Annotated in this window: 16 protein-coding genes, 1 pseudogene and 1 CRISPR repeat array; of the genes and pseudogenes, 3 read left to right on the top strand and 14 right to left on the bottom strand. The window is 33.8% G+C overall.

Annotated features, from left to right (window positions below):
* Positions 1-36 precede the first annotated feature (36 nt).
* From ABRY23_10105 to cas4, 10 genes and pseudogenes are all read right to left on the bottom strand, one after another.
* The gene (locus ABRY23_10105) at positions 37-468 is read right to left on the bottom strand and encodes an Rrf2 family transcriptional regulator (GenBank protein ID MFA3783403.1); all 432 of its coding nucleotides are present in this window, start codon (positions 466-468) and stop codon (positions 37-39) included.
* Positions 469-654: 186 nt separating this feature from the next.
* Positions 655-1374: a hypothetical protein gene (locus ABRY23_10100; protein ID MFA3783402.1), complete on the bottom strand. Its 720-nt coding sequence runs from the start codon at positions 1372-1374 to the stop codon at positions 655-657.
* A gap of 1339 nt (positions 1375-2713) precedes the next feature.
* Positions 2714-6481, bottom strand: coding sequence for a LamG-like jellyroll fold domain-containing protein (locus tag ABRY23_10095; GenBank protein ID MFA3783401.1), 3768 nt, complete (start codon positions 6479-6481; stop codon positions 2714-2716).
* Positions 6482-6636: 155 nt separating this feature from the next.
* Positions 6637-11460: a CRISPR direct-repeat array (repeat unit 30 nt; unit sequence GTTTCAATTCTACTGTAGTGCGATTAAGAC).
* Positions 11461-11568: 108 nt separating this feature from the next.
* Positions 11569-11832, bottom strand: coding sequence for a CRISPR-associated endonuclease Cas2 (gene cas2 / locus ABRY23_10090; GenBank protein ID MFA3783400.1), 264 nt, complete (start codon positions 11830-11832; stop codon positions 11569-11571).
* Between the two features lie 45 nt (positions 11833-11877).
* Positions 11878-12240, bottom strand: coding sequence for a four helix bundle protein (locus ABRY23_10085; GenBank protein MFA3783399.1), 363 nt, complete (start codon positions 12238-12240; stop codon positions 11878-11880).
* A 68-nt stretch (positions 12241-12308) separates the two neighbouring features.
* Positions 12309-13400, bottom strand: coding sequence for a type I-B CRISPR-associated endonuclease Cas1b (gene cas1b / locus ABRY23_10080; protein ID MFA3783398.1), 1092 nt, complete (start codon positions 13398-13400; stop codon positions 12309-12311).
* Positions 13401-13590: 190 nt separating this feature from the next.
* Positions 13591-14154, bottom strand: coding sequence for a nucleotidyl transferase AbiEii/AbiGii toxin family protein (locus tag ABRY23_10075; protein ID MFA3783397.1), 564 nt, complete (start codon positions 14152-14154; stop codon positions 13591-13593).
* A complete protein-coding gene (locus tag ABRY23_10070; protein ID MFA3783396.1) occupies positions 14138-14392 on the bottom strand; it encodes a hypothetical protein in 255 nt (84 codons plus the stop codon). Before ABRY23_10070 ends, ABRY23_10075 begins: the two co-directional genes overlap by 17 nt.
* Positions 14393-14702: 310 nt before the next feature.
* Positions 14703-14999: pseudogene (locus tag ABRY23_10065) on the bottom strand (four helix bundle protein).
* Positions 15000-15176: 177 nt separating this feature from the next.
* The gene (gene cas4, locus ABRY23_10060) at positions 15177-15671 is read right to left on the bottom strand and encodes a CRISPR-associated protein Cas4 (protein MFA3783395.1); all 495 of its coding nucleotides are present in this window, start codon (positions 15669-15671) and stop codon (positions 15177-15179) included.
* A 768-nt stretch (positions 15672-16439) separates the two neighbouring features.
* Here cas4 and ABRY23_10055 point away from each other — a divergent pair.
* From ABRY23_10055 to ABRY23_10045, 3 genes are all read left to right on the top strand, one after another.
* On the top strand, positions 16440-16835 hold the full coding sequence (locus ABRY23_10055) for a HEPN domain-containing protein (GenBank protein ID MFA3783394.1): 396 nt from the start codon (positions 16440-16442) through the stop codon (positions 16833-16835).
* Positions 16820-17128 (top strand): nucleotidyltransferase domain-containing protein, encoded by a 309-nt coding sequence (locus tag ABRY23_10050; GenBank protein MFA3783393.1) that lies wholly within the window; start codon positions 16820-16822, stop codon positions 17126-17128. The genes ABRY23_10055 and ABRY23_10050 overlap by 16 nt, the downstream gene beginning before the upstream one ends.
* A 257-nt stretch (positions 17129-17385) precedes the next feature.
* Entirely contained in the window at positions 17386-18567 is a 1182-nt protein-coding gene (locus tag ABRY23_10045; protein MFA3783392.1) for an ATP-binding protein, read from the top strand.
* 89 nt (positions 18568-18656) lie between these two features.
* Here ABRY23_10045 and ABRY23_10040 read toward each other — a convergent pair whose 3' ends face one another.
* From ABRY23_10040 to cas7i, 4 genes are all read right to left on the bottom strand, one after another.
* Positions 18657-19088 carry a DUF1841 family protein gene (locus ABRY23_10040; GenBank protein MFA3783391.1) on the bottom strand — a complete coding sequence of 144 codons (432 nt, stop codon included), beginning with the start codon at positions 19086-19088 and terminating at the stop codon, positions 18657-18659.
* A 119-nt stretch (positions 19089-19207) separates the two neighbouring features.
* Positions 19208-21853 (bottom strand): CRISPR-associated helicase Cas3', encoded by a 2646-nt coding sequence (cas3, locus tag ABRY23_10035; protein ID MFA3783390.1) that lies wholly within the window; start codon positions 21851-21853, stop codon positions 19208-19210.
* Positions 21840-22658, bottom strand: coding sequence for a type I-B CRISPR-associated protein Cas5b (cas5b, locus tag ABRY23_10030; GenBank protein MFA3783389.1), 819 nt, complete (start codon positions 22656-22658; stop codon positions 21840-21842). The genes cas3 and cas5b overlap by 14 nt, the downstream gene beginning before the upstream one ends.
* Positions 22639-24081: a type I-B CRISPR-associated protein Cas7/Cst2/DevR gene (cas7i, locus tag ABRY23_10025; GenBank protein ID MFA3783388.1), complete on the bottom strand. Its 1443-nt coding sequence runs from the start codon at positions 24079-24081 to the stop codon at positions 22639-22641. The genes cas5b and cas7i overlap by 20 nt, the downstream gene beginning before the upstream one ends.
* Positions 24082-24090 lie beyond the last annotated feature (9 nt).

Raw genomic sequence — 24090 nt, 5'->3', positions numbered from 1 at the left:
TTTATTTAGAAAAATGAAAATAAGACTTAAGGGGGATTACAAAGAAATTATTTTTCTTATTGTCTTTTCTTTTAATTGTTCTAATGTTTCTTCGCTTAGCATTTTATATGCTTCATCTCTCAATTTACCCCACTTTTCATGCATTGGGCATGGTTTTTCTGATGAACACCCTGGGAAACCAAGTACGCAATTTTCAAAAATTTCTGTGCCGTCAATTATTCTCACGATGTCAATTAAACGAATTTGATTAGGACTCTTAGCAAGGTAGAAGCCGCCACTTTTACCTTTCTTTGATCCGACAATTCCACTTCCAGTAAGAATTTGCAGCACCTTAGATACAAACTCCTTTGGAACTTTTAACTCTTTTGAAATCTCCTCGGCTCTATAAATTATTTTATCTTTTTTTACTGATAGAAAAAGTACTGCTTGTATTGCAAGCTCACATTTTTTAGAAAAAATAACTGTCATTTTATAAATATTTTGGGTATGCTGTCACAAATTTTCAAATGCAAATTTATTAATAAAATTTGTAGGGACAAATAATAATTTCATAAAATGCAGTCTATTTGAATGAATCTAAATGTTGCACATAATATCAATCTTTAGTTTCCCCGTCGTTACAGAGTTAAACCAGGATAGTTAAATGTTTTTTTATCAGGCTGCCAAATATCTCATTAATTTTCTTTTTGCTACCGGCAGAATTGTTTCAGTAAATGGGAAGTCAAGATCACTATGCAGATTATAAGTTGCAGGATTTGGCAGTTCAGGATATTTTTTAATAAGATCAAGTTTAATACTTTCTGGTGGAATTACTGTTGTACTTTCATCAATTGTCTCTAAGAAATGAGTCTTTAATGTCTTAAACGGTGCTTCTGAAGTAACAATATTTGAAAGCAAAAACCTATAGATGTATGTAATTTTTTCTGAAGGAGACGGAATAAAAAAGTAACCCTCGTCTTTGTAAAGAGGTAAAATCCCAATTTCTTTTATATCAATATTTGAGTCGACAAAATCATATATAGCCGTGCCCTCCTCAATTACTTCCTTTATTTTTGGCAATGCCCATTCTATAAAATCAAAAATTTTTGAAAGTTTCTCCTCATTAATATTTTCAATGTTGTATTCATAAATTAATGTTTTGTTCTCTAAGTCAATTCCAACAATTTTTTTAGATAATAGTCCTTTATAATTTTCTCTTTGGTTTAATAAATTATTTAGTTCGTTGCTTAGCTCTATTAATTGTCCGAACGTCGGATATAATTTGTACTTATAAAGCTGTTCTAAACTATTTTTGAGAGCCGCAAGAACTTTATATTCTGACAGTTCTGAATCTTCTGCTGACGATAAGAAAACTTCCATTGTTAAGTTTTCCATATTGCCACCCACTGATGTGATTTATATTACTTTTCGTTACTCATAAATTTCTGTAAACAAGGTCTACTTTAATAATCGATTAATTTATAAAAAAGTTGATATTTTATTTCAAGGGTAAAAATTTCTTCTATTTATTACTCTATACTAACAGCAGAAACTTAGGGGTTCTCAGAGATTTTAAGGTCAAATTTTCATTAAAAAATTTGGCCGATAAGCTATAACTAATATCGATTATATTAGTAATCAAGTGGTAGAAAATAAATTGAAATTTCTGAAAAATTACTGTATAGGTTTCCGAGATTTTTTGGAAGCGGTTGAAAAGTAAAAATCTTATTGAAGAATACAATAACTCAGATTACATAGATCAGAATATCCGCACACGATATAAGTATTTACGTAACAGGCTAGCCTGTCTACACCGATGATGTGAATTGCAGAACTTTGGATTGATGCTTTAGTGCGCTAAGGAAATTTAATAATTGAATAAGAAATTACTGTTATTACAAGAAAGCCCTTGCATTTTTCATCAAGACGATTGAATTAGTTTCTGCTAAAACATATTATACAGTCATGCAACCCAGCTAACAGCGCGGTCATAATAACGGCTTTATTTGTTTAGTTAATGACATGTGGAGGCAAAAGGACCTTGCCTTTACATTGGTGAGAATAGATGAATCAAATGATACAGAGTTGAGTTCTCCCTATCAATCATGCTTCTTTATAATTAATGAGACGACGTAAGAAATTTGTTGGTCAAAAAACTCTGTATCAAACATAACAGAAAAAAGTTAAATTAAGGATACGGAATAGATAGGCTTATAATTAAAGTAAATCATTAGAAACCGCTCCTTAGTAGAGCGCTCGAAAAGTAGGCTAGTTAAGTCTTAAACAGAAATGTCATTCAAAATCGAAGAGCACAAGGAATTTAAGTGGTAGTTTAAAAAAAGAACAAAATACTAATATGCTAATTGCGAATAGCACAGTAAGCAAGAGAGAGGATTTTACAAGTCAAAGGAGTTTAAGCAAAGTTTTAGAATACAAACTGAAAGAAGCTTCGAAGATAGAATTGAAATAATAGTAGTACAGACTACGAAGTGGTGCATTCTCGTAGATAACGCAACAGAAGTAAAGTAATTAATGCTGTCCAAACCTGCCCGTCCTTGATTTTTTGACAACTCAAAGATACTTCCTACGGACTTAATCTATAGGAAGGGGGTCTTTTTTATTCAGCGTTTTGGACAGATGTAGCATAACTATAAAGAGAAAATTTATTCTAAAGGGATAGAGACTATGTAAAATATTTACATAATCTCAATCCCAATAGCGACGTCAAAATTATCTAGCGCAGCAAAATAAGTTTGTTTGTTTTAATAAAATTACCTGCTTGCAAACGATAGAAATAGATTCCGCTTGCCAGTCCTCTTGCGTCGAAATTTATCTCGTATGTTCCAGGGTTTAATACTTCGCTCACTAGAGTAGTTATTTCTCTGCCTAGTAAATCAAAAACTTTCAGCGTTACGTATTCCTGTTTAGGTACTGAGAATCTAATTATAGTAGTTGGGTTAAATGGATTAGGATAATTTTGCATCAATTCAAATTTCTCGGGTATTTGTTTAATTTCCCTAATGCCTGTTGTAGGCTTACATTTGCCAGCACTGCCAGCATTATAGATAGCTTGAATCTCAGCTTGAGTAAGAGCGTATCTAATAATCTCCACTTCATCAAGGTCGCCGGGGAAGAATCCACCCCCGCCCATGCCAGGCGTTCGCACGCCCAGGTAGAGGTCGCTCGCGTTGTCCAAATTGGCAGGGGGAAATGCTGCTGGAGGAGTAGTGCCCAGAGGAGCGCCAGTAAAAACCAGCAATCCATCTATGTAAAGACGCACGCCGCTCATTGTGTCCGCGCGATTCACTACTGCTGCTACAAGATGCCACTGTCCATCGGCAACATTTACGCCAACAGGTGCTACATAGTTCACACATGCTACTCCAACTGTAGGGGACGGAGCGCAAACAGCACTCCCTATACCATTTGCCATCTGGACTCCTAGGCGGCCATTGGATAAAAACAGCGAATAACCAAGAGGTGTAGGACCACTACGCTTGTCGAGCAGCAATACCACACCTAAAGAATCCGTTGTACGTACCCAAGTGTCTATGGTAAAATCAGTTGTGCCTACATTTAGCTCACTGTGATTAGGTACGATAACATAATCATCTATGCCATCGAAATGAAGCGCACCTGCGACCTTTCCAGGTGTAGGTATAGGTCCGTTTACATGCGTTCCCTGGTTATTAAATCCGGCTAAATCATTAGCTGTTGTGCCAGATGTCTCATCTAATGGCCACCATGCGACCAGTTTTGGTGGTGGGGGGACACAACCAAAACACTCTTGCTTGTTGCCAAAGACAACATTAACCGTCTGCCCAGGTTGAACTGTAACAGTCTGCGATGCTTGTGTTGTAGGTGTCCAACCTGATTGCAATACCTCACTCACTATATAAGTCCCAGGTGCAGACACTTGAATACATACAGGCTGATTTTGCGTTATCACAGTGTCTATTGTATTGCCTAAAGTGTCTTTGACAATTATAGTCCAATTAGGAATTACAACCTCATTTGTGTCTTTTCGGCCGTTTCCATTAAGATCATCGAATTTTAAGATACAGAGGCTACCGAGTTGTTGCGGCTTACATTTGCCTGCACTACCAGCGTTATAGATAGCTTGAATCTCTTGCTGAGTAAGCGCTCGGTTGAAAAGCTCAACCTCGTCAATAGCTATTTCTCCGATGATGGGCTGAGCTTGAAATCCCACCGCCGTGATGCCCCCCAAGAGGAGATCAGCAGTGTTGCTGACGCTACCAAAGGTCGGTAGCGTTGTTGTGGTTGCCAGTGCTCCGTTTATGAAAAGATTCAACGCACTACCCACCCGCTGCGCTGCCACAAGCTGCCATGTTCCATAGTTGATTGAACCGGGAGAGGTCGAGACAGTAGCAATCGTGCTGCCGTCAGAGAGGGCGAAGTGGAGCTGAGCATTCTTGATATAGAGCCGGTAGCCTACGGCGCCGCTTCCACCGGTGACCGCCTGCGCCTTGTCAACGATGGGTTGGAACCAAGAGGAGCCGACCTGAACGGGGTTCACCCATGCGTCGATGGTGAAGTCGCCAGAACCAAAGTTCAAAGATGGGTTATCATGCACTCGAACATAAGTAGTGTCTAAGTAGAAATAGAAAGCACCTCCTACCATACCTGCAGTTGAGTTAGGACCAGGGGGATTGAAGGAACCTACAGGTCCTGATACCGGAGTGCCAGTGTTCCCACCTATAATGTCGGCGACCGTCGTTGCCCCACTCTGCTCATCCAGCGGCCACCAGGCGACCAAGCCCGCCGGGGGTTGAATACAGCCTGTTTCTCGCTGCTTGTTGCCAAAGATAACATTAACTGTCTGCCCAGGTTGAACTGTCACAGTATCTGTTGCTGGCGTCGTCGGCGTCCAGCCTGATTGCAGCACCTCACTCACTGTGTAAGTCCCTGGTGCAGGCACGCTCACGCAAACTGGCTTATCCTGGGTAATCAACGTATCTATTACATTGCCTGAACTATCTCTAACTATAATAGTCCAGTTAGAAAGCACAACCTCATTTGTGTCTTTTCGGCCGTTTCCATTAAGGTCGTTAAACTTCAATACACAGATATTACCGAATTGCTGCTGGCAATTTAGGAAATTTACAACCTTTGTTTGCCCGGCTTTGATGCAGACTTGCTGCGAACCAGCAACTGGCTGAGAAGGTGACCAACCTGACTGAACTATTTCACTCACAGTATAACAAGTTGTACTCAGTGATGCCGGCACCTGAAGGTAATACCAGCCATTCAGGTCTGTGGTATCGCTTACGGTGGTGTTCCCTACCGTTGCAGTGATAATCCAGCCTTGCTGTCCAGGTTCGCCCTGGTCTACTCTGCCATTGCAGTTCTTGTCCCATATTTTCTGCCCTATGATCCATGCTGTTGGATTACAGCAAAGGTCAGTGTGGTAAAGGGGTGCACCGGTCGCAGTGGATATGGTACCAGATAAAACAAAACCTGATAGGGAACCCCATGTATTGTGTAGATCAACCCGTAGACAGTTTTTCCCTGGTTGCAGCAGAACAGGTTTAAAAATGTTTGTGAAATGATTAAAATGCAATGGTCCTGTAGTAGATCCTACAAGATTTCCATTGAGATAAACAGCGGCTGTGTCGTCTGCAGCAATTTGGATGTTGATATTTGCCTGGATAACCTGTCCAGAATCACCTTTAACACAAAAACAGCGTTCGAAGACATACTTGCCATTTATAGGCTGCGTTGCAGTTGGCTGTGGAGCAATCCATTGATATGGAGAGCCCGGAGGTGTAAACATCCAATTCGAACCATCCACTACCCACGCAGGCCGAGGCACATTGTAACCAATGCCTGGGTCACTAGTCACAGTCCAGTTGTTGTCATATGCACCAATCGGGTAGGTTGTCCCTGCTGTGGGGTTCCAGCCTGTGCTGATTATAAGCGATGAACTCAAATTAGCACATGGGTCATTGTCCGTAGGAATAGGAAATCCTGAGAGCCTGATATCGAACTGGCAGACAGTTGTTGGTTGCCCGCTATTCCAGGAATTTGCAAATACTGTTGCCATGATAGAATCAGGATTGACACCTGGTGCTTCCACAATAGCAAGTTCTAAGATACCAAGCTCAATCTGCCCGGCTGGAAAATTGCGGAAGCCTCCCGTTGTAGTATCCTGATAACGGAATTCTGCCCAAATGTATGGTGGATCTTCTATCTCTTGTCTTATAGTAGGTACAATATTTGGATTTGTTGAAGATACACGATACATCCCGCCCTTTGAGCTGGGTATTTTAATCGTGATCTCGCTTACTTCAGTTCGCTGGTTAGTAAGCACAAGGCGCCATCGGTGCACCTGATTTATCTGGTCGATTTCAGGACCGATGGTTTGGAGGGAAACACCGCAGGTTTGCGCCTTGGAAGGAACAGAAAACAAAAATATAAGAAGCCATAGACCAAGTACTCGAAGTAGATGGTTTGGCTGTATATAGTCTATTATATCCCTCATAATACCCTCTCGAATTGTTAATTACAGTAATAAATTAATCCGACAAAAAGTATTAATTATAAATTAAGATATAATATGAAAAATTAATGTGACTTAAAGCAATACTGCAATTGAGGCATAAAAGATTCTTTACTAATACCAATACATCAATCAATATTTCAATTCTACTACTTGTCCCGTTTAACGGGATAGTGCGATTAAAACACAAATACTAATGAAAAGCCTTTGCCAAATTATCAAGGTTTCAATTCTACTGTAGTGCGATTAAGACTGCAAACTTGCTTTTAGTATCCTTAGCTGCCTTTGTGTTTCAATTCTACTGTAGTGCGATTAAGACAGTTAAATCGCTCTCCGTTATATTACCTAGTTCCCCGTTTCAATTCTACTGTAGTGCGATTAAGACTTATTCTAAAGAAGAATACGAAGCTAAAATTCCGCATGTTTCAATTCTACTGTAGTGCGATTAAGACTAGGTGCTTGGCTTATTGTTAACGCCACTCCAATCAAGTTTCAATTCTACTGTAGTGCGATTAAGACCGCAAAAGAGATGATTGAGCGCTTAGAGAACGAAGTTTCAATTCTACTGTAGTGCGATTAAGACTGTAATAAAACATCATCCCCATCTTGTAGATTGTGGTTTCAATTCTACTGTAGTGCGATTAAGACTACTGAGAACGGATTAGAAAATCTGCTACAACAAGAATGGTTTCAATTCTACTGTAGTGCGATTAAGACTCAAAATCTTCCACAAATTCAGTCTCATCATTTAACGGTTTCAATTCTACTGTAGTGCGATTAAGACTAAAGAGCAAATTATTTGAATATGAATTTTTCGGCGTTTCAATTCTACTGTAGTGCGATTAAGACGTTAAATCGCTCTCCGTTATATTACCCAGTTCCCCGTTTCAATTCTACTGTAGTGCGATTAAGACTCCTCTGTTATAATCTAATATTAATGTTTGTTGTAAGTTTCAATTCTACTGTAGTGCGATTAAGACACTATCCCCTCGCCATACCCTTTACCATCTTCAATAGTTTCAATTCTACTGTAGTGCGATTAAGACGATGACAAGCCAGGCACGATGCAAAATTTAAAATTTAAGTTTCAATTCTACTGTAGTGCGATTAAGACAATGTAAAAAATGGAGCGGTAAAGAAATTACCATTAGTTTCAATTCTACTGTAGTGCGATTAAGACTCATCTCAAGTATAATGGCGTCGTTATCGTTCTCAATTGTTTCAATTCTACTGTAGTGCGATTAAGACTAAAAAGTTTTGAAAAAGACCACCGCTGGAAACACGTTTCAATTCTACTGTAGTGCGATTAAGACGCTCGTCTTTCTGTTAAGCATTTTATAGATGTGTAGTTTCAATTCTACTGTAGTGCGATTAAGACGTCAAAGCATGCTTATAATTAACTGTTTTTTCTCTTTGTTTCAATTCTACTGTAGTGCGATTAAGACACATCTCAAGTCCCTTGTATAATATTACCTACATGGTTTCAATTCTACTGTAGTGCGATTAAGACCAACTGCCCCAAGTATGTTGTTAATAGTAAATTTATGTTTCAATTCTACTGTAGTGCGATTAAGACAAGTTGTCGTTTCTTCTATCGACTGCAAGCAAGACTTGTTTCAATTCTACTGTAGTGCGATTAAGACGCCTGTTGGTGCATAGATAATAATGCACCCTTTTTTTGTTTCAATTCTACTGTAGTGCGATTAAGACCATCTGGGCTGAATGCTACTCCATAACCAGTACCAGTGTTTCAATTCTACTGTAGTGCGATTAAGACGAATTAGAGCTATAATTAGACGGGGAGAGCAATTGTTGTTTCAATTCTACTGTAGTGCGATTAAGACCACAAATATCAATAATTAACTGCGGCGGAGGATTCAAGTTTCAATTCTACTGTAGTGCGATTAAGACAAATTTTATATCGTCAAAAAGCCTGGGGGTTATAAGTTTCAATTCTACTGTAGTGCGATTAAGACCTCGCGCTTAGTTTATTATCATAAACTTTTCTTATCTGTTTCAATTCTACTGTAGTGCGATTAAGACTTCTGCCGCATCGAGTTTATGATATTGAATTGATTTGTTTCAATTCTACTGTAGTGCGATTAAGACTTCCAATTTGAGCGCTTCCTTATTAACCGCAAATTGGTTTCAATTCTACTGTAGTGCGATTAAGACTTAGTCCTCGTTTAAGATATTGTTCCCCACTAACAAGTTTCAATTCTACTGTAGTGCGATTAAGACATAAATCAATCAAAACTTTCACGATCGAATTTACTAAGTTTCAATTCTACTGTAGTGCGATTAAGACATCTGGCTATTATCATTAAGCCATTCAATTTGGTAGTTTCAATTCTACTGTAGTGCGATTAAGACTGCATTGATGCAGCTAACATTTTTAAAGCATCCAGGTTTCAATTCTACTGTAGTGCGATTAAGACTGTACAGTTTGCGTTCTATTTTTAGTTCTTCGTTTTCGTTTCAATTCTACTGTAGTGCGATTAAGACTCATCTTCTCCCGATACATTTGATAAACCAAAATCAACGTTTCAATTCTACTGTAGTGCGATTAAGACGATGCAAAATTAAGAGTAAAATGGAGGGCATACAAGTTTCAATTCTACTGTAGTGCGATTAAGACGCTGCGACGGTACGAGAAATGAATGAAAAATATAAGTTTCAATTCTACTGTAGTGCGATTAAGACAACTTAGAAACTAACGAAATCAAAACTCTGCCCGAAGTTTCAATTCTACTGTAGTGCGATTAAGACGCAAATAAAATACATTTATATGATCATGAAATAAATAGTTTCAATTCTACTGTAGTGCGATTAAGACCAGAAGTAAATCAATCATCGCAAACAAGCGGAACTTGTTTCAATTCTACTGTAGTGCGATTAAGACGAAATAAAATATCCAATAAGATTATCTGCCAAAATTCGTTTCAATTCTACTGTAGTGCGATTAAGACAAATTTATTTACACGACCAATTTTGTAATAAATTTTAGTTTCAATTCTACTGTAGTGCGATTAAGACGACAAGCAGGGAACTGTTGCAATTGGTTTTGTTATAGTTTCAATTCTACTGTAGTGCGATTAAGACTGAAATTGAGAAATGAAATAAATATAGTAAAACCTGCAGTTTCAATTCTACTGTAGTGCGATTAAGACATGGCAGCGGCAAATTAGCAAATGGAAATATTAGTGTTTCAATTCTACTGTAGTGCGATTAAGACTTTTATTTTCTTGTGATAATAAAATTGAATTAATTAGTTTCAATTCTACTGTAGTGCGATTAAGACATTGCCATCATCAGCTAAAATAGCCAATTCTGCAAAGTTTCAATTCTACTGTAGTGCGATTAAGACTTTTATTTTCTTGTGATAATAAAATTGAATTAATTAGTTTCAATTCTACTGTAGTGCGATTAAGACGGCAGATTATACACAAGTTCAGATTATGGAGCTACAGTTTCAATTCTACTGTAGTGCGATTAAGACGGCAGATTATACACAAGTTCAGATTATGGAGCTACAGTTTCAATTCTACTGTAGTGCGATTAAGACTAATGCTTTTAATGAATCGCCAAATAAAGTAATTAAGTTTCAATTCTACTGTAGTGCGATTAAGACCCTAGTATTTAGTTAAAAATTGGTATACCAAATTCTAGTTTCAATTCTACTGTAGTGCGATTAAGACCTGAATTGGTTATCAAATACTAATATCAATTTAGCATGTTTCAATTCTACTGTAGTGCGATTAAGACTGACTTAACGAATGGGAATTTAACATTCTACGGTGAATAGTTTCAATTCTACTGTAGTGCGATTAAGACAATGTCTTGTCGTAATGATTCCCTTTGTAGAAACTTAGTTTCAATTCTACTGTAGTGCGATTAAGACATGATTGGTCAGAATATTGGGCAATTGGTAATCTAAAGTTTCAATTCTACTGTAGTGCGATTAAGACTCTTTTGAGGATATGTATGCAGTTGGTCTGCAATCCGTTTCAATTCTACTGTAGTGCGATTAAGACTTTGCATATAAAAGCCGCCCCTAAATCTTCCAGAATTTGTTTCAATTCTACTGTAGTGCGATTAAGACCTTTAAAAAACTTATCGAACGCAATCCAAATTATCGGTTTCAATTCTACTGTAGTGCGATTAAGACCTCCATTAAAATCATTCATATAAATCTAATGATGTGTTTCAATTCTACTGTAGTGCGATTAAGACACAGAGAACCAACCTTGATAATAATCAGCATCATTGTTTCAATTCTACTGTAGTGCGATTAAGACTTTCCAGTCGTAGTGCCAAGCAATATCATTGCAGAGTTTCAATTCTACTGTAGTGCGATTAAGACAAAATTTGCAATTCTTAACAATCTGCCGCATTTAGGGTTTCAATTCTACTGTAGTGCGATTAAGACTGCCAATTACTGTTATCATTCCTTTGATAGTATATTCGTTTCAATTCTACTGTAGTGCGATTAAGACTAACGAAATCTCGGAAAAATAGTATTAGGTGAAAATGGTTTCAATTCTACTGTAGTGCGATTAAGACTTAAATCGTGTTGGTACGTTAGATCCAGAAAAAACTAGTTTCAATTCTACTGTAGTGCGATTAAGACCGGCTTAGCCGTTAGCCCAGTAGAAATTAAGTTTGATGGTTTCAATTCTACTGTAGTGCGATTAAGACGCGTCTTTCCCTAACAGAGTAGGCAAGGTTTTAGAGGTTTCAATTCTACTGTAGTGCGATTAAGACCAACAACAGTTGAAGTGTTTAGTGCCACGAACTTTAGTTTCAATTCTACTGTAGTGCGATTAAGACCGTTATATGTTTGCCAAATTGTTGCATCAAGTAGTCGTTTCAATTCTACTGTAGTGCGATTAAGACTCCCCATTAACAAATTCTGCGTCTATTACTACCATGTTTCAATTCTACTGTAGTGCGATTAAGACAGCCCAAAATTAGCCCAAATTAAGCCATTTTGCAAGCAATTTTTATTCATTACGTCGTCAATGTGTAATTGTGCTAAATTATTGGGGGAACGACGACTTCCAAAATTTTTATATGAAACTGTCCAAATCATTTTTCTCAACTCCCATTATCCCTCTTTCATAATAATTTTGTGATTCAAATGTATAGTAAATAACACTGTCTGCCTTTTCATTAATTATATCTTTTATTCCTTTCTTTATTATTTCAAATTCACTTTCGGTGACTTCACCTTCAAAAACAGAGTTCTGTACCCACGTTAAATGCTGACGCAAGTATTTTAATAATTTTGTGCCTCGCTTGGGAGCTGCATCGTAAACTAATATTATATACACTTTTCTTTAATTAGGAATTCGAAATTAGGAATTAGGAATTATATGTTAGGTGTTAGTTGAATTTTCTTTCATAGTTTTTATTATAGAGCCTAGTATTTTTAAAATTTCTTCACATTCTTTGATTAATGATTCTGCTGCACTTGTTTCTATTAATTTACTGTCCTTTAATAAGTTTAACCAATATTTTGTTTCTCTCGCTTCTTTATAAGCCACATTAATTTTCATAAAAAAGTCTTTTCTTGTTTGACCTCCTAAGGCTTCTTCAATGTTAGCACCTATTGAAGTTCCGCTTCTTAATAGTTGTTTTGATATTACATATTCCTTCTCAGTTTTTAATCTTTGAAATAATTTTATTATGCTTAATGCAAAATTATAACTTTTTTTCTGAATTATATTATTATCCTTCAACTTATTTTCCCCTCAAATATTTTATTCCTAATTCCTAATTCCTAATTCCTAATTTTTAATTTTCAAAATTACCACCATATCTTAAACGGCTTATATTCTTTTTCTCCAAGTAAATGTTTGATGATTTTGTAACATTCCAATCGAATTAAATGTCTGTAACTAACTGATTTTTTCAACTGCCTGTGCTGAATTGTTGTCTTTAACTTTTCATCAAATTCTTTTAAGAATATTTTTCTCCCTTCCTCTGTCAGGTAACATTTGTTCAGTTCTTGGCTGAAGTGTTTTTCTTGAATTTGTTTTTTATTTAAAAGTGAAAATATCAATTTATCTGAAAGCAGCGGCTTAAATATTTCAGCAATGTCTAATGACAGTGAAAATCTTCTTTCACCAGGTTCGTGTAAAAAGCTGATTAGGGGATTGAGTTGTGTTTTGTAAATTTCTGAAAGTACGGTTGTGTATACTAATGAGTTACCAAAAGATATTAATGCATTTATTGGATTTGATGGTGGATGCTTTTGACGTTTTTCAAAATTAATTTCTTGGTCAATTATTAAATTCCATGAGAAATAATAATTGGAACGAATGTTTCCTTCTATGCCCATTAGTTCTTGAACATCTTCTGTTGAATCAATTTTTGATATGAGTTCTTCAGTCTTTTCTATAAAATAAGATAAATCTTTGTCACGTGCGTTATAGTATTGTAAATTTTTTCTTATGTTTTCTGCAGCTCCCTCAACAAATTTTTTTGCTAAAGCTACTCTCTTAGTGTTATCAGAGTATGTTTGAACTTGTTCTACTAAGAGTTTGCCAGATAAATATGGTTCTCGTGGATAAAATGAACCGCTGTAATATCCATAATAATTGAATAGATGAAGAACAATTTCTTTTTGTGAAATGAAGTTGAGAAATTTTGTATTGAATCTTAATTCACTAAAGCAATAAATAGAATCGATGTCTTCGACTGGAATGGGTTTGCGCGGAAGTTTTTTGGGTTCTAAATCTTCAGATTCATTTTCACTTATTGAAGAATCATCGACTTGAATTTCTTCTTCTGCGACTTCTACTTCTTCTGGTTCTTTGCTTTCACCAGGCTCGAAGTAGAGTGTGTTGTCTTTGCGGATAAGTTTACCGCTGCTGAAGATGTAATAGTTGCGTTTCATTTTTTTATTACCAAGTTACCAAGATTACCAAATTACCAAGATTACTAAATTATTAAGATTACTAAGATTGCCAAGATTATGCAAAGGTCGTTTATTTGAGACGAAATTACATTAAAGAAAAAAGGGATGAAGAATAATAATTTTACCTACTTATAATAGGCAAGCCTGCTTACAGTAGGCAAGTTAGCATCTATTCAATCAATTTTATTAATTCTTTTTTAATCCATTTATTTAATTTGGGATAATCATTAAAATTGATTAAAGCACCTAAAAATAATTCAAAGCTTTGATTTGGAAATTTTTTTTCAAAATCATTTTTAATTTGTTTTTTATTCCAGTGATGTTTTTTATAAAGAAAAGCTGCATCATATGGATCTTTCGGTTCTATTCTTCTCCCAGCGGCATAAATTTTATTCAGAAAAATATCATAATCAGATGCTATCATAACTTCATTTAGATTTTCAAGAGGGAAAATGTTCTTAAAAGGGAAGAAAACAAATGAAACTTTTTTACTTTCAATAAAGAAATCAATATTATCTCCTAAGTGTTCTTCTGCTTCAACTATAAAATTTTTTCTGATTTTTGTTGAAAGTCGTGCATATGAAAATGGTTTTTGACTAAAAAAATCTAAATCAACACTAATTCGATGTTTGTGCCTGAACATTAAAGCAGTTCCTCCAGCAAGATAAAATGAAGGAAATAATTTGTTAATTTCTTTTGCTAGGTTGAAAAGCAATTTATATTCTTTGTTCATGCCAGTACTCTATCCAAAATTTTACACCGCGTTTAATATTGTTATATTTTTTCGAAAGTGTTAAAGCTTCTTTTGGATATTTTTCGTAGAGCCACCGAATATCATCAAATGAACCGTACGTAAAGATTCGATATATAATTTTTTCGAGAGGGGCTTTTTGATCTGGATATTCCCAAAGAAATTTTTTGTATTTCGATGGGAATGAAACGTACTGTGGATATGTCCATTTAATTCGCATATATAATAGTAATCACTTGATTAATTATAGAATACTTTAATCATTTTCAAATTATCCTTCTCAAATATAATCAACAAAAAACTGAATAATTACCGAGATTACCAAATTACCATGATTACCAAATTACCAAGATTACCAAATTACCAAGATTACCAGGTTACCAAGATTACCAGGTTACTAAGATTAGCAAATTAGCAAGATTAATAAGCTATAAGATTTGCTGATTATTAATTTGGTCTATTTTTATAATACTTTATCATTAATTTCTTGTTTTGATATTTGTTTTTAAATAGCTGATGAATTTGGAAATTTATTTTATTATGTCAATTGAATGTTCAATTATTTTTATAAATTCTTCATTCGAAATATATTGAAGGTCGAATGCAAGATATATTAGCGAACGTACTTCTCCTGCCGAACCTTTAGAATAAATTAAAAATTTTATAAACTCTTTGTTATTATCTCTTTCAAATCCCTCCGCAATATTATTCATAATTGAAACTGAAGCACGTTGAATTTGATCTTTTAATCCAAAATCTTTTTTAAAATTATTATTTGATGTTAATCTATAAATTTCATTTGTAAAAATACGTGCATCTTGCCATACTTTAAGGTCCTCAAATTTTTTATTTTCATAATTACTTCTCCATTAATTGAAATAATATTATAATATTGTTAAATCCATCTACTAATTTTACATACATATTAATTTGGTAATAAACAATCTTGGTAACTTGGTAATAAATAATCTTGGTAATTTGGTAATAACTAATCTTGGTAATAATCAAACATAACACAGTTCGTAATAGCTGCATTGTTTACAAAATGGTTTATTAATGGTTGAAGGCGGGGTTTCCATAGATAAAATTTTTGTAATATCCTTTCTAATTTCTTCAAGTTTTTTTCTGTCGTCATCTTTCAATGTAACATTAATTTTTTGACGTAGTTTTGGATAATCAATTTCACCTGTTACTCCTTCTATTCCTTTTTTTTCAAGAACGTAGATATAGAATTTCACTTGCCAAATGTGTGTTTCTTCCATCTTGTCAGATTTTTTCACTTCGTGAATTACTTTGTTTTTGGCATCATAGAAATCAATAACAATCTCGTCTTCATCGTCTGCAATATGAATTTCATGTTTTTGGCGTTCGTAAGTTGATTCTGAAATGAACTTACCCATTGCAACTGTATCAGAAGTTTGTTCCATATCGATTTGATGTGTAAACAACCAAAGCTTACGTTGGCAAAGGAAATAATATGATATTTGGGTGCCGGTCATGTTTATTACCAGGTTAGCAAATTAGCAAGATTACCAAGATTACCAAATTAGCAAGATTACCAAATTAGCAAAATTACCAAGTTAGCAAGATTACTAAATTATCAAGGTAATAAGTGTTGTCGGTGTTCTACTTCTTTTGTTGTTGAAAAAATGTTAGTATAAAAAACCTTCTAACTATTTGTAAATCAGTTTTGGCAAATAGTAAAGGAGCTAAAAAATTGTTTATTATAAAGAACGACTGATTTGTTCCGAATTAAAGGATCATCTTTCAAAAAAATACATTACAGTTATAAGTGGTTTAAGGCGAACTGGTAAAATAACATTACTCTAAAAACTTCTTGAGGACTTCGAAACCAATAATAAGATTTGCACTGATCTTGAATGGATAAATAACAGAGAACTTTTTTCTAAAAAAATTAGAAGAATTTAATTAATCAGTGTGAGTCCCAAATAAAATGCACAGGGCAGGCTGTGAAATCAGCGCCCTAAATAATAATAGCTGGTTTCGAATACACATTTATGTAATAATACACAAGGTTCATGTGCCTCCTCTACTCACTGTTGTTTTTACTGTTCTGTATTCCTTTTTACCGGCAATTATCTCTATTACTTCTACTTTTTTTATATTGAGGTTGTTGCTCGAAGGTTTATCTGGGTATAAGGTAGTTTGGATTTTTTCATATCGTTTATTTTGGAAGTTTTAGAAAAGATAACTGCTTTGATAATTATTTATTTTTAAGTAATTTTTTATTAATAGAATAAATAACAATGGATACAGAGAAACAAATAAGATACTGGGTTGATTCGGCAGAACTTGATTTTAATACTGCCGCCGATATATTCAATTCGGGTAAAAATTATCACTTTTGTTTGTTTCTCTGCCACTTATGTGTTGAGAAATTGTTAAAAGCTGTTGTTGTAAAAGTAACAAATAATCACCCGCCTAAGACACATAATCTTTTAAGACTCGCAGAAATTGGAAAACTTACTCTTGACGATTCAAAACTAATCTTATTTCAGGAGCTAAATCAATTCCAGATAGATACACAGTATCCTGATGAAAAATTCACGTTGTATAAAACAGCCACAAAAGAGTTCACTCAAATAAGATTCAACAAAGTACTCGAAACAAAAGATTGGTTATTAAAATGCATAAAGAATTAATTAATACAGTAAAAAAATATCTTGCAAAAGTGAACAAAATCTATAAAATAGAAAAAGCTTATATCTTCGGTTCACAAGTTTTAGAAACGGCGTCGGCAGAAAGTGACATTGATATAGCGCTCGTTTCGTCTTCCTTCAGTGGGAATCGGTTTCAGGATAATGTTAATGTTGGAATTTTAACATGGGGTATAGACACCCGCATTGAACCCATCACATTCCGTCCCGAAGATTTTAATGAAAATAATATTATTGCTTCCGAAATAATAAAGCATGGGGTAGAAATTACCCTCTAACAAACAGAAATTATACACCCTACTCGTGAATTTTAAGTGGGATTTTCACGGATTTAATTAATCAGTGTGAATCCCCCGTAAAGTACACGGGGCAAGCTGTGTAATCCGTGTTGTCCGTGTCCTATTCCTTTCGTTCAAAAAACCTATATTTTATATTGTTTAGTATAAAAAATCCTTCTTACTATTTGTAAAACAAACTTTACATTTAGTAATACTATTTGTAAATTAGCTTTAGCAAATAGTAAGGAAGTTAAAAAATGGTTTATTATAAAGAGCGACTAATATATTCCGAATTAAAGGATCATCTTTCAAAAAAATACATTACAGTTATAACAGGTTTAAGGCGTACTGGTAAAACAACATTACTCAAAAAACTTCTTGAAGACTTCAAAACCAATAATAAGATTTACATTGATCTTGAGCGAATAGATAACCGAGAACTTTTTTCTGAAAAAAACTATGAAAACATCATTACTGCTTTAAGTACAAGGGGAATAAACTTTACTAAAAAAACTTTAATAGCGATTGATGAAGTTCAACTGCTTCCCGATATAGTAAGTGTAATAAAATATCTTTATGACAATTACCCAATTAAATTTGTTATTACAGGTTCAAGTACATATTATATTAAAAATTTATTTAGTGAATCTTTAGCCGGCAGAAAAAAAGTTTTTGAGTTATATACACTAAATTTTAGAGAGTTTTTAACTTTTAAGGATATTGAATATTCTGACAAACAGAAATGGAAAAAATTTATAGCTGCCGAATATGAACGGTTAAAAAAATATTATGATGAATTTATTCGTTTCGGCGGTTTTCCGGAAGTTGTATTATCAAAAAGCATATCTGATAAAAAAGATATTGTAAATGATATCCTCAGTTCTTACTTAAACATTGATATAAAAAATATTGCAGATATAAGAGATCAAAAAAATTTGCATAATCTTCTTAAAATGGTTGCAACAAGGGTATGCACCCGCCTTGATTATTCTAAACTTTCATCACTTACAGGCATTTCTAGACCATCAGTTTATAATTATTTAGATTTGCTTGAAAATACATTTGTAATCAAACGGGTGCCGGTATTTTCAAAAAACCGTGATAGAGAAATTGTAAAAGCTCCAAAAATATTTATTTGTGACAATGGCCTGCTAAATCAGCTTGTAGAAGTAAGCAGCGGAATTCAATTTGAAAATGCTGTTTTCAACCAGTTAAAGTTTTATGGCGACTTACAATATTATTCATTAAAAACCGGCAAAGAGATAGATTTCATTCTTAACGGGAATACTGCAATAGAAGTAAAAGAAAGAGCAACCATACAAGATAAGAAGCAGTTAGAATCACTTGCAAAAGGTATAAATATTTCAAAGAACTTTATAATTGCCCGATATCCATCACCAACTTTCCATGATTTTATGTGGGGTGGTGATTTGGGGTAACGTTTATATGATTCATTCTTATCAATAATAATATCAAAATGTAAGATTACCAAGCTTGGAGGATTGGGATGATTGTTTGGATACGTTGTTTATTTTAGCTTTTTCAACTTACTTACATATTTTTTTTCATCAAATGGCCTTTTTTCATGCAATATATTCCAGATTTCTTCGACTACAACGGCGGCAATTTCATGGATTGCTTCGAGATGTGAATATCCCCGCGCTGTCAATTTGTTATATGTAAATCTTGTTTGCGGTGGATCGTTGGCTAAAATTTGGTTCATTACAACAGTATCAATCATTAAATGGAGAAACGGATTTACTTCATCCTTTTCCGGGCTGTACTCATAATCAAAGTCAGTTGAATTCCAGTCGTCATAAAATTCTTCGTGTTCGGCCATAAGTTCTGCAATAATTTTTTCCTCTTCTTCGAGAGGCTCGCCGGCATTGTATCTCTGCCAGATGTCATGATATTGGCGCCGGGAAAGTTCTTTAATTTCACTTAAGTTGAACTTTTCCATAAATTTCCTCATCATTTTAAACTGATGCATGATTGTAAAATATTAATATTGTAAGATAACAACTTTTCTAAGCAATATAGACACTAACTGGACTGTTAGCCACGAGAATTCTGCTATGATTAAATAAAAGGATCATAATCTGGGAAACTATACTCAACAATTCCTTTTTTAGGATCGTAATCTTTTACTTCAACAACAAAAATATTCTTACACCATTTTTTTAATATGTTAAGCTGAGAGTTCGAAAAATTATTTTCACTAAATTCCAACTTGTAACTAAGTCTAATATCCTCCCTAAATCTAACTGCGTCGTATTGCCATTTAGGGAAAGAAACATTAAGAGCAAATTTATTCAATATTTTTTCTTTGAATTTGAGATAAAGATTTTTCTTTTCAGTACTCTCTTTAAAGAAATTTTCTAAAGCGTTTTTTAGTTCATCCAGCTGTGAATAAGGTATAATTGTTATGCTTGAAATTTCTCTAAATATGCGATGTGCTTCCTCCTTTCTTTCGGCCATAAATCCAGCATCAAGAATATCAAGTGTTTTGTAAAAATCTGATAGATAACTTCCTGATTCTGCAAATAAATCTTTATTATATAGTTTTTCTACTAATTCTTTTTTCTGAGACTCAGATAATTTGAAATCATCTTCTTCCATTTTTTTAATTGCTTTGAAAAACTGGTCAACAGTCTTGGGACTACGCCAATCATTTCCTTTTTTCTTGTAATATCCATTTTTGTCAAACCAATTTTGTTTTAAGTCATCAAGTGAATTAGAGAGCAACTTCAAAGTAATTTCAATTAAATCATTTGAATATACTGTATGTCCTCCTGATTCAATTCCGTTTTCAAAAACAATAATAAATACGTTCGGACTTTCCAAAGAATTTGGTGATTCATTTTTGTAACGCCGCAATACTCTTCCCATTCGTTGAATCAATGAATCCATTGGAGCGAGTTCTGTAAAAAGAATGTCTGCATCTAAATCTAATGATGCTTCTACAACTTGCGTAGCTACAACTATTTTAGGTTTATGTTCGTCTTCGGGTTTAGGATTTGAAAATTCTTTCTTAACTCCTTTTTCTTTTTCTTGTCGCTTTTCAAAAGTTAATCTGGAGTGGAGTAGTTCAATATAAAAGTCTTTTTCTTTTTCGATTAATTTTTGAATTTTGTCAAATGTATCAATTGCAAGTTTTACAGTGTTAACGACTACCAAAACCCTTTGACCGTTATTTTCTTTTGCTTTAGAAACAATGTCTTTTATGAGTTTATCAGAGAATTGATATTCTTTTTCTTTATTTTTTTCTAGTATAAAAGTCAACTTATGTTTTTTTATGCTTGCATAAGTCTCATTTTGGTCATAATAATCAACCACTTTGAAGTCGGTAGTCTCTTCACTTTCATTCTTTATTCTTTTTTCTAATTCTTGCTTAATAAAAGTAGGTAATGTAGCGGTAATCAGTAAAAACTTACCGCCCATTTTATGAATGTCTTGAAGGTACTTTACAACTATTGCAGCAGCTTTAGGATTATAAGCTTGTACTTCATCAATCACTAATCTTGAGTAAGAAAAAGTTGCATAGATTCTTTCATAAGAAGGTGGTCTTAATGCATAAGGGAAAAACTGGTCGCCTGTGGAAATCATAAAAGGATAACTTAATTGTCGGGATAAGCTATATGAATCAATATTTTCAGATTCATTACCGTCGCCAAGTAAGTAAACATCTGCATCTGAATGCAGCAAACCAGTTTTATCTTCCCCAAATAATTTAATTGAGCGATCGTATATTTGATTTACCGCTGATCGCAAAGGCAATGTATAAAATGTTTTCTCACCTTTTGACCATAGATAAGAAAATTCTGTTTTACCACTACCGGTCGGAGCGATGAGGATAACATTTTTATTACTTAGATTCCTGTGCTCAATTAATTCTGCTTGCCAAAGATTTATTTTAGTCTCATTACCAATTTTTTCTTGAATAGCTGCTACGATTCTCTCTTTTATTTGATTATATTCTAATCCTGGTATTTCAATTTTGTATTCAAAATTATTTTCTCCTTCGCAAAAAGAAGCAAAGTGATCGCAACGCATTAAGAAGCCTGCAATTTTAACCCACTCTATTACATTAACTTCTTCGAAAGATAATCGCATTGGTAGCCAATATAAATTATATGGGGGTACAGCATAATTTTGAATTTGTGAACCATTTAAAATTTCCTTTGCCATAATTTCATCGAATTGAATTAAGTCAATTTTGCCGTTGAAAATATTTTGCAAATCCTCTTGGAGATTTTCTATTATTTCCTCGATGAAATTAGAATTCCGAAATTTGTTAATGTCACTATTCGAATAACGAATTACTTCTTCAAAATTATTACGCCAGTGATGATAAGCTACAGCAGACAAAACGAATTGAGTATACTCATCTGCTTTTTGCTGAACTAACTCATTAATTAATTCCTTCAATTTCTTTTTATTGATTAAAAACAATGAAAAGATTGAATGTGGGATGTTTGACGATACATTAAATGGTTTATAGTTTTTATTACCAACACTTCTGATTTGAAAATAAGGCAATGCCTTACCTAAATCGTGCAGCAACACGGATATTTTGATTAGCTCATATAATTTATCATTATTTATGAATTTCTTTAGTTTATCAAGATTGTTAAGAATATCTTTTATATGTTGATAAAGCGATATTCCTTTTTCACTATCTCCCGATGGACTTTTAGCCCAAATTTTATAATTAGTTTCTGCCATTTAGATCACCTAAAAAAATTGGTAGGTTTAATTCTTTATCAATCATCAGTTTTTGACCAATAATTAATCCGTCATTTAATTTAGTTCGTACATACTCAAAAGTTCTTTTCCCGTGCCGGTTAAAATTTTCTTCATAACCTTCTATTGAGCTGAAAGTTGGTAGATTATATAACAATCCTTCGAAGCTATCATTACTAACTAGTTTCCAACTTTCATTTTCGAGGACATAAAAATTCTGAGGTATCCAGAAAAAATGTTTAAAGTTACCGCCGTGTTGTTCGTAAGCTAATTGTGAATCTTCAAGCAACTTTGGTTCTTCTTCTAAAATAATCCAGTCTTCGGCACGGCCGAGATGAAGGATTTCCAATCTATTTATAGGATTAGAAATTTCTTCGCTTATTCTTTTCAGCACATCAATGTCTTTGTGTCCTAAATATATTAGCAAATGAACATCGTTTAACACATCAATCCTCATCGGAGATTGCCCGCCGGGATGTTCAATAGTTCCATTGTTTTCTCTATTTTCAACATAACTAAATCTACCAATATGAGCCTTCTTGCTCATATTCCTGAACCAAATGTATTCGGTTATCTTGCTGTCAAATTTTCCTGCAAGTGATATTTTTAGTTTTCTAATCCCCTCTTTATAGAAATTATCTTCTTGATTCCAAATACCAAGCACATTTATCAGAAAGCCAATTACTGTCGAATAAGGAGGCAGTGGATAAGTATGCCTCCTTTGATACGCAAAGGGTAGCCTATAATGTGCATTTGGTTGATAGATTTTAATTCGTAGAAGATGCATTTTTATCCTCTTCTTTATTATTGAGGCTTTTCATAAATGTATTCCAATCTTTGGTTACTTTTCCATCTTGTATATCTACCGGAATTCTTTCGCAATCTTGTATGTATACTTGACCATCTATCCATCCGTTACTCAAACAATCTTTAATGCCGATTATTTTGAACTTGTCGTCTTCTCTTTTAACGTCAATATAACTATGAAAAATGGGGGAAGGGATTTTCACTCCACTAGCAATAATAAATAATGGAACGATTGTATTAGCTTCGCCACTGGATTGGGCGCATAGACCATTTTTGAACACCTCTAGAATATTTTTAATTCTTTTTTGTTTTTCATCGTCTTTCAATGAAAAAGTTATTTTAAAAGGTCCGTTAGATGATATGCTCTCAATTTTAATTTTTCCTCTCTCTATTTCATATTCATTCCCATTTTTGTTTTTTATCTCGAAAGATTTTACAGCCCCTAATTCTAAAGTTAATGTTTTATCGCCACTGGAATAGATTGGTTTTCTTGATACAGAGAAAGTATAAGTTTTTTCTTCTTCATTCTCTTCATAGTCGATTATTTCAAAATCGTTAGAAGCTTTTTGCTGTTCCTTTTTTAATTTTTCTTTATCATCTTTTTGAGAAACTTTTACAATTTCTGGGATAAAGTTTAACTTCGTATCTTCAGACTTTTTGATTTTACTTTTTTTCATTAAATCATAATCAACGATTATTTCATTCCCATTAATAATAATCTTCCTGTTCTGTTTTTGAACCTGTATCTCATAGAAAATATCGCCATTTTCATCTTCTTTGCTCTCAACGTTTTCAAGAATAATTGATTTAGGAGAAGCAATTTCAATATTTAAGAAGTTTAAATCATTTTTTTGATATTCGTAATGTTTATTTTTCATAATCCATATATCTTCTCCAAATTTTTTTGCATCAAGTGTTACACTAAATTTATAAAGAGAGGTATGTTCTTCTTTGTTATAAGGATTTGGTTTAACGCTGTTTCCTTGTTTTATTGCTCTGCCTACTAAATCGTGATTTGCATAAAAGGCAATATCTTGTTCATAAGAAAATGTAGAAATTGCTTTTGTTATACCCACCGGACTTTTTCTTGTAATAGAATTATCTCCACTAATTGTGTACATATAGCCAAATGCATCTAATTCTGATTTAGTTAAAATATCATCCTCAGCAATATCAAATTGTACTACTTGACCTTGACCTGTTAATTTAGCTCCTTCCCAATTATCAGAATAAGCTTTTTGCAAAGTTTCAAACAAATAGTGTCTGATAGCTGGTTTACCGATGTAAGATTTAATTTCACCGTTAACATTCATTTTTTTAATTGAAAGAATGTTACCACCTACTTTTTCATCGCGGTTCAATGCTGAACCTTCAAAAATCATTGTTAATGTTATGTTCTTCATTTTATAGCT

The organism is Melioribacteraceae bacterium 4301-Me (assembly GCA_041538185.1).
GTDB lineage: Bacteria > Bacteroidota > Ignavibacteria > Ignavibacteriales > Melioribacteraceae > Pyranulibacter > Pyranulibacter aquaticus.
The sequence above is the reverse complement of the archived record's forward strand: the minus strand, read 5'-3'. Positions and strand labels throughout refer to the sequence as shown.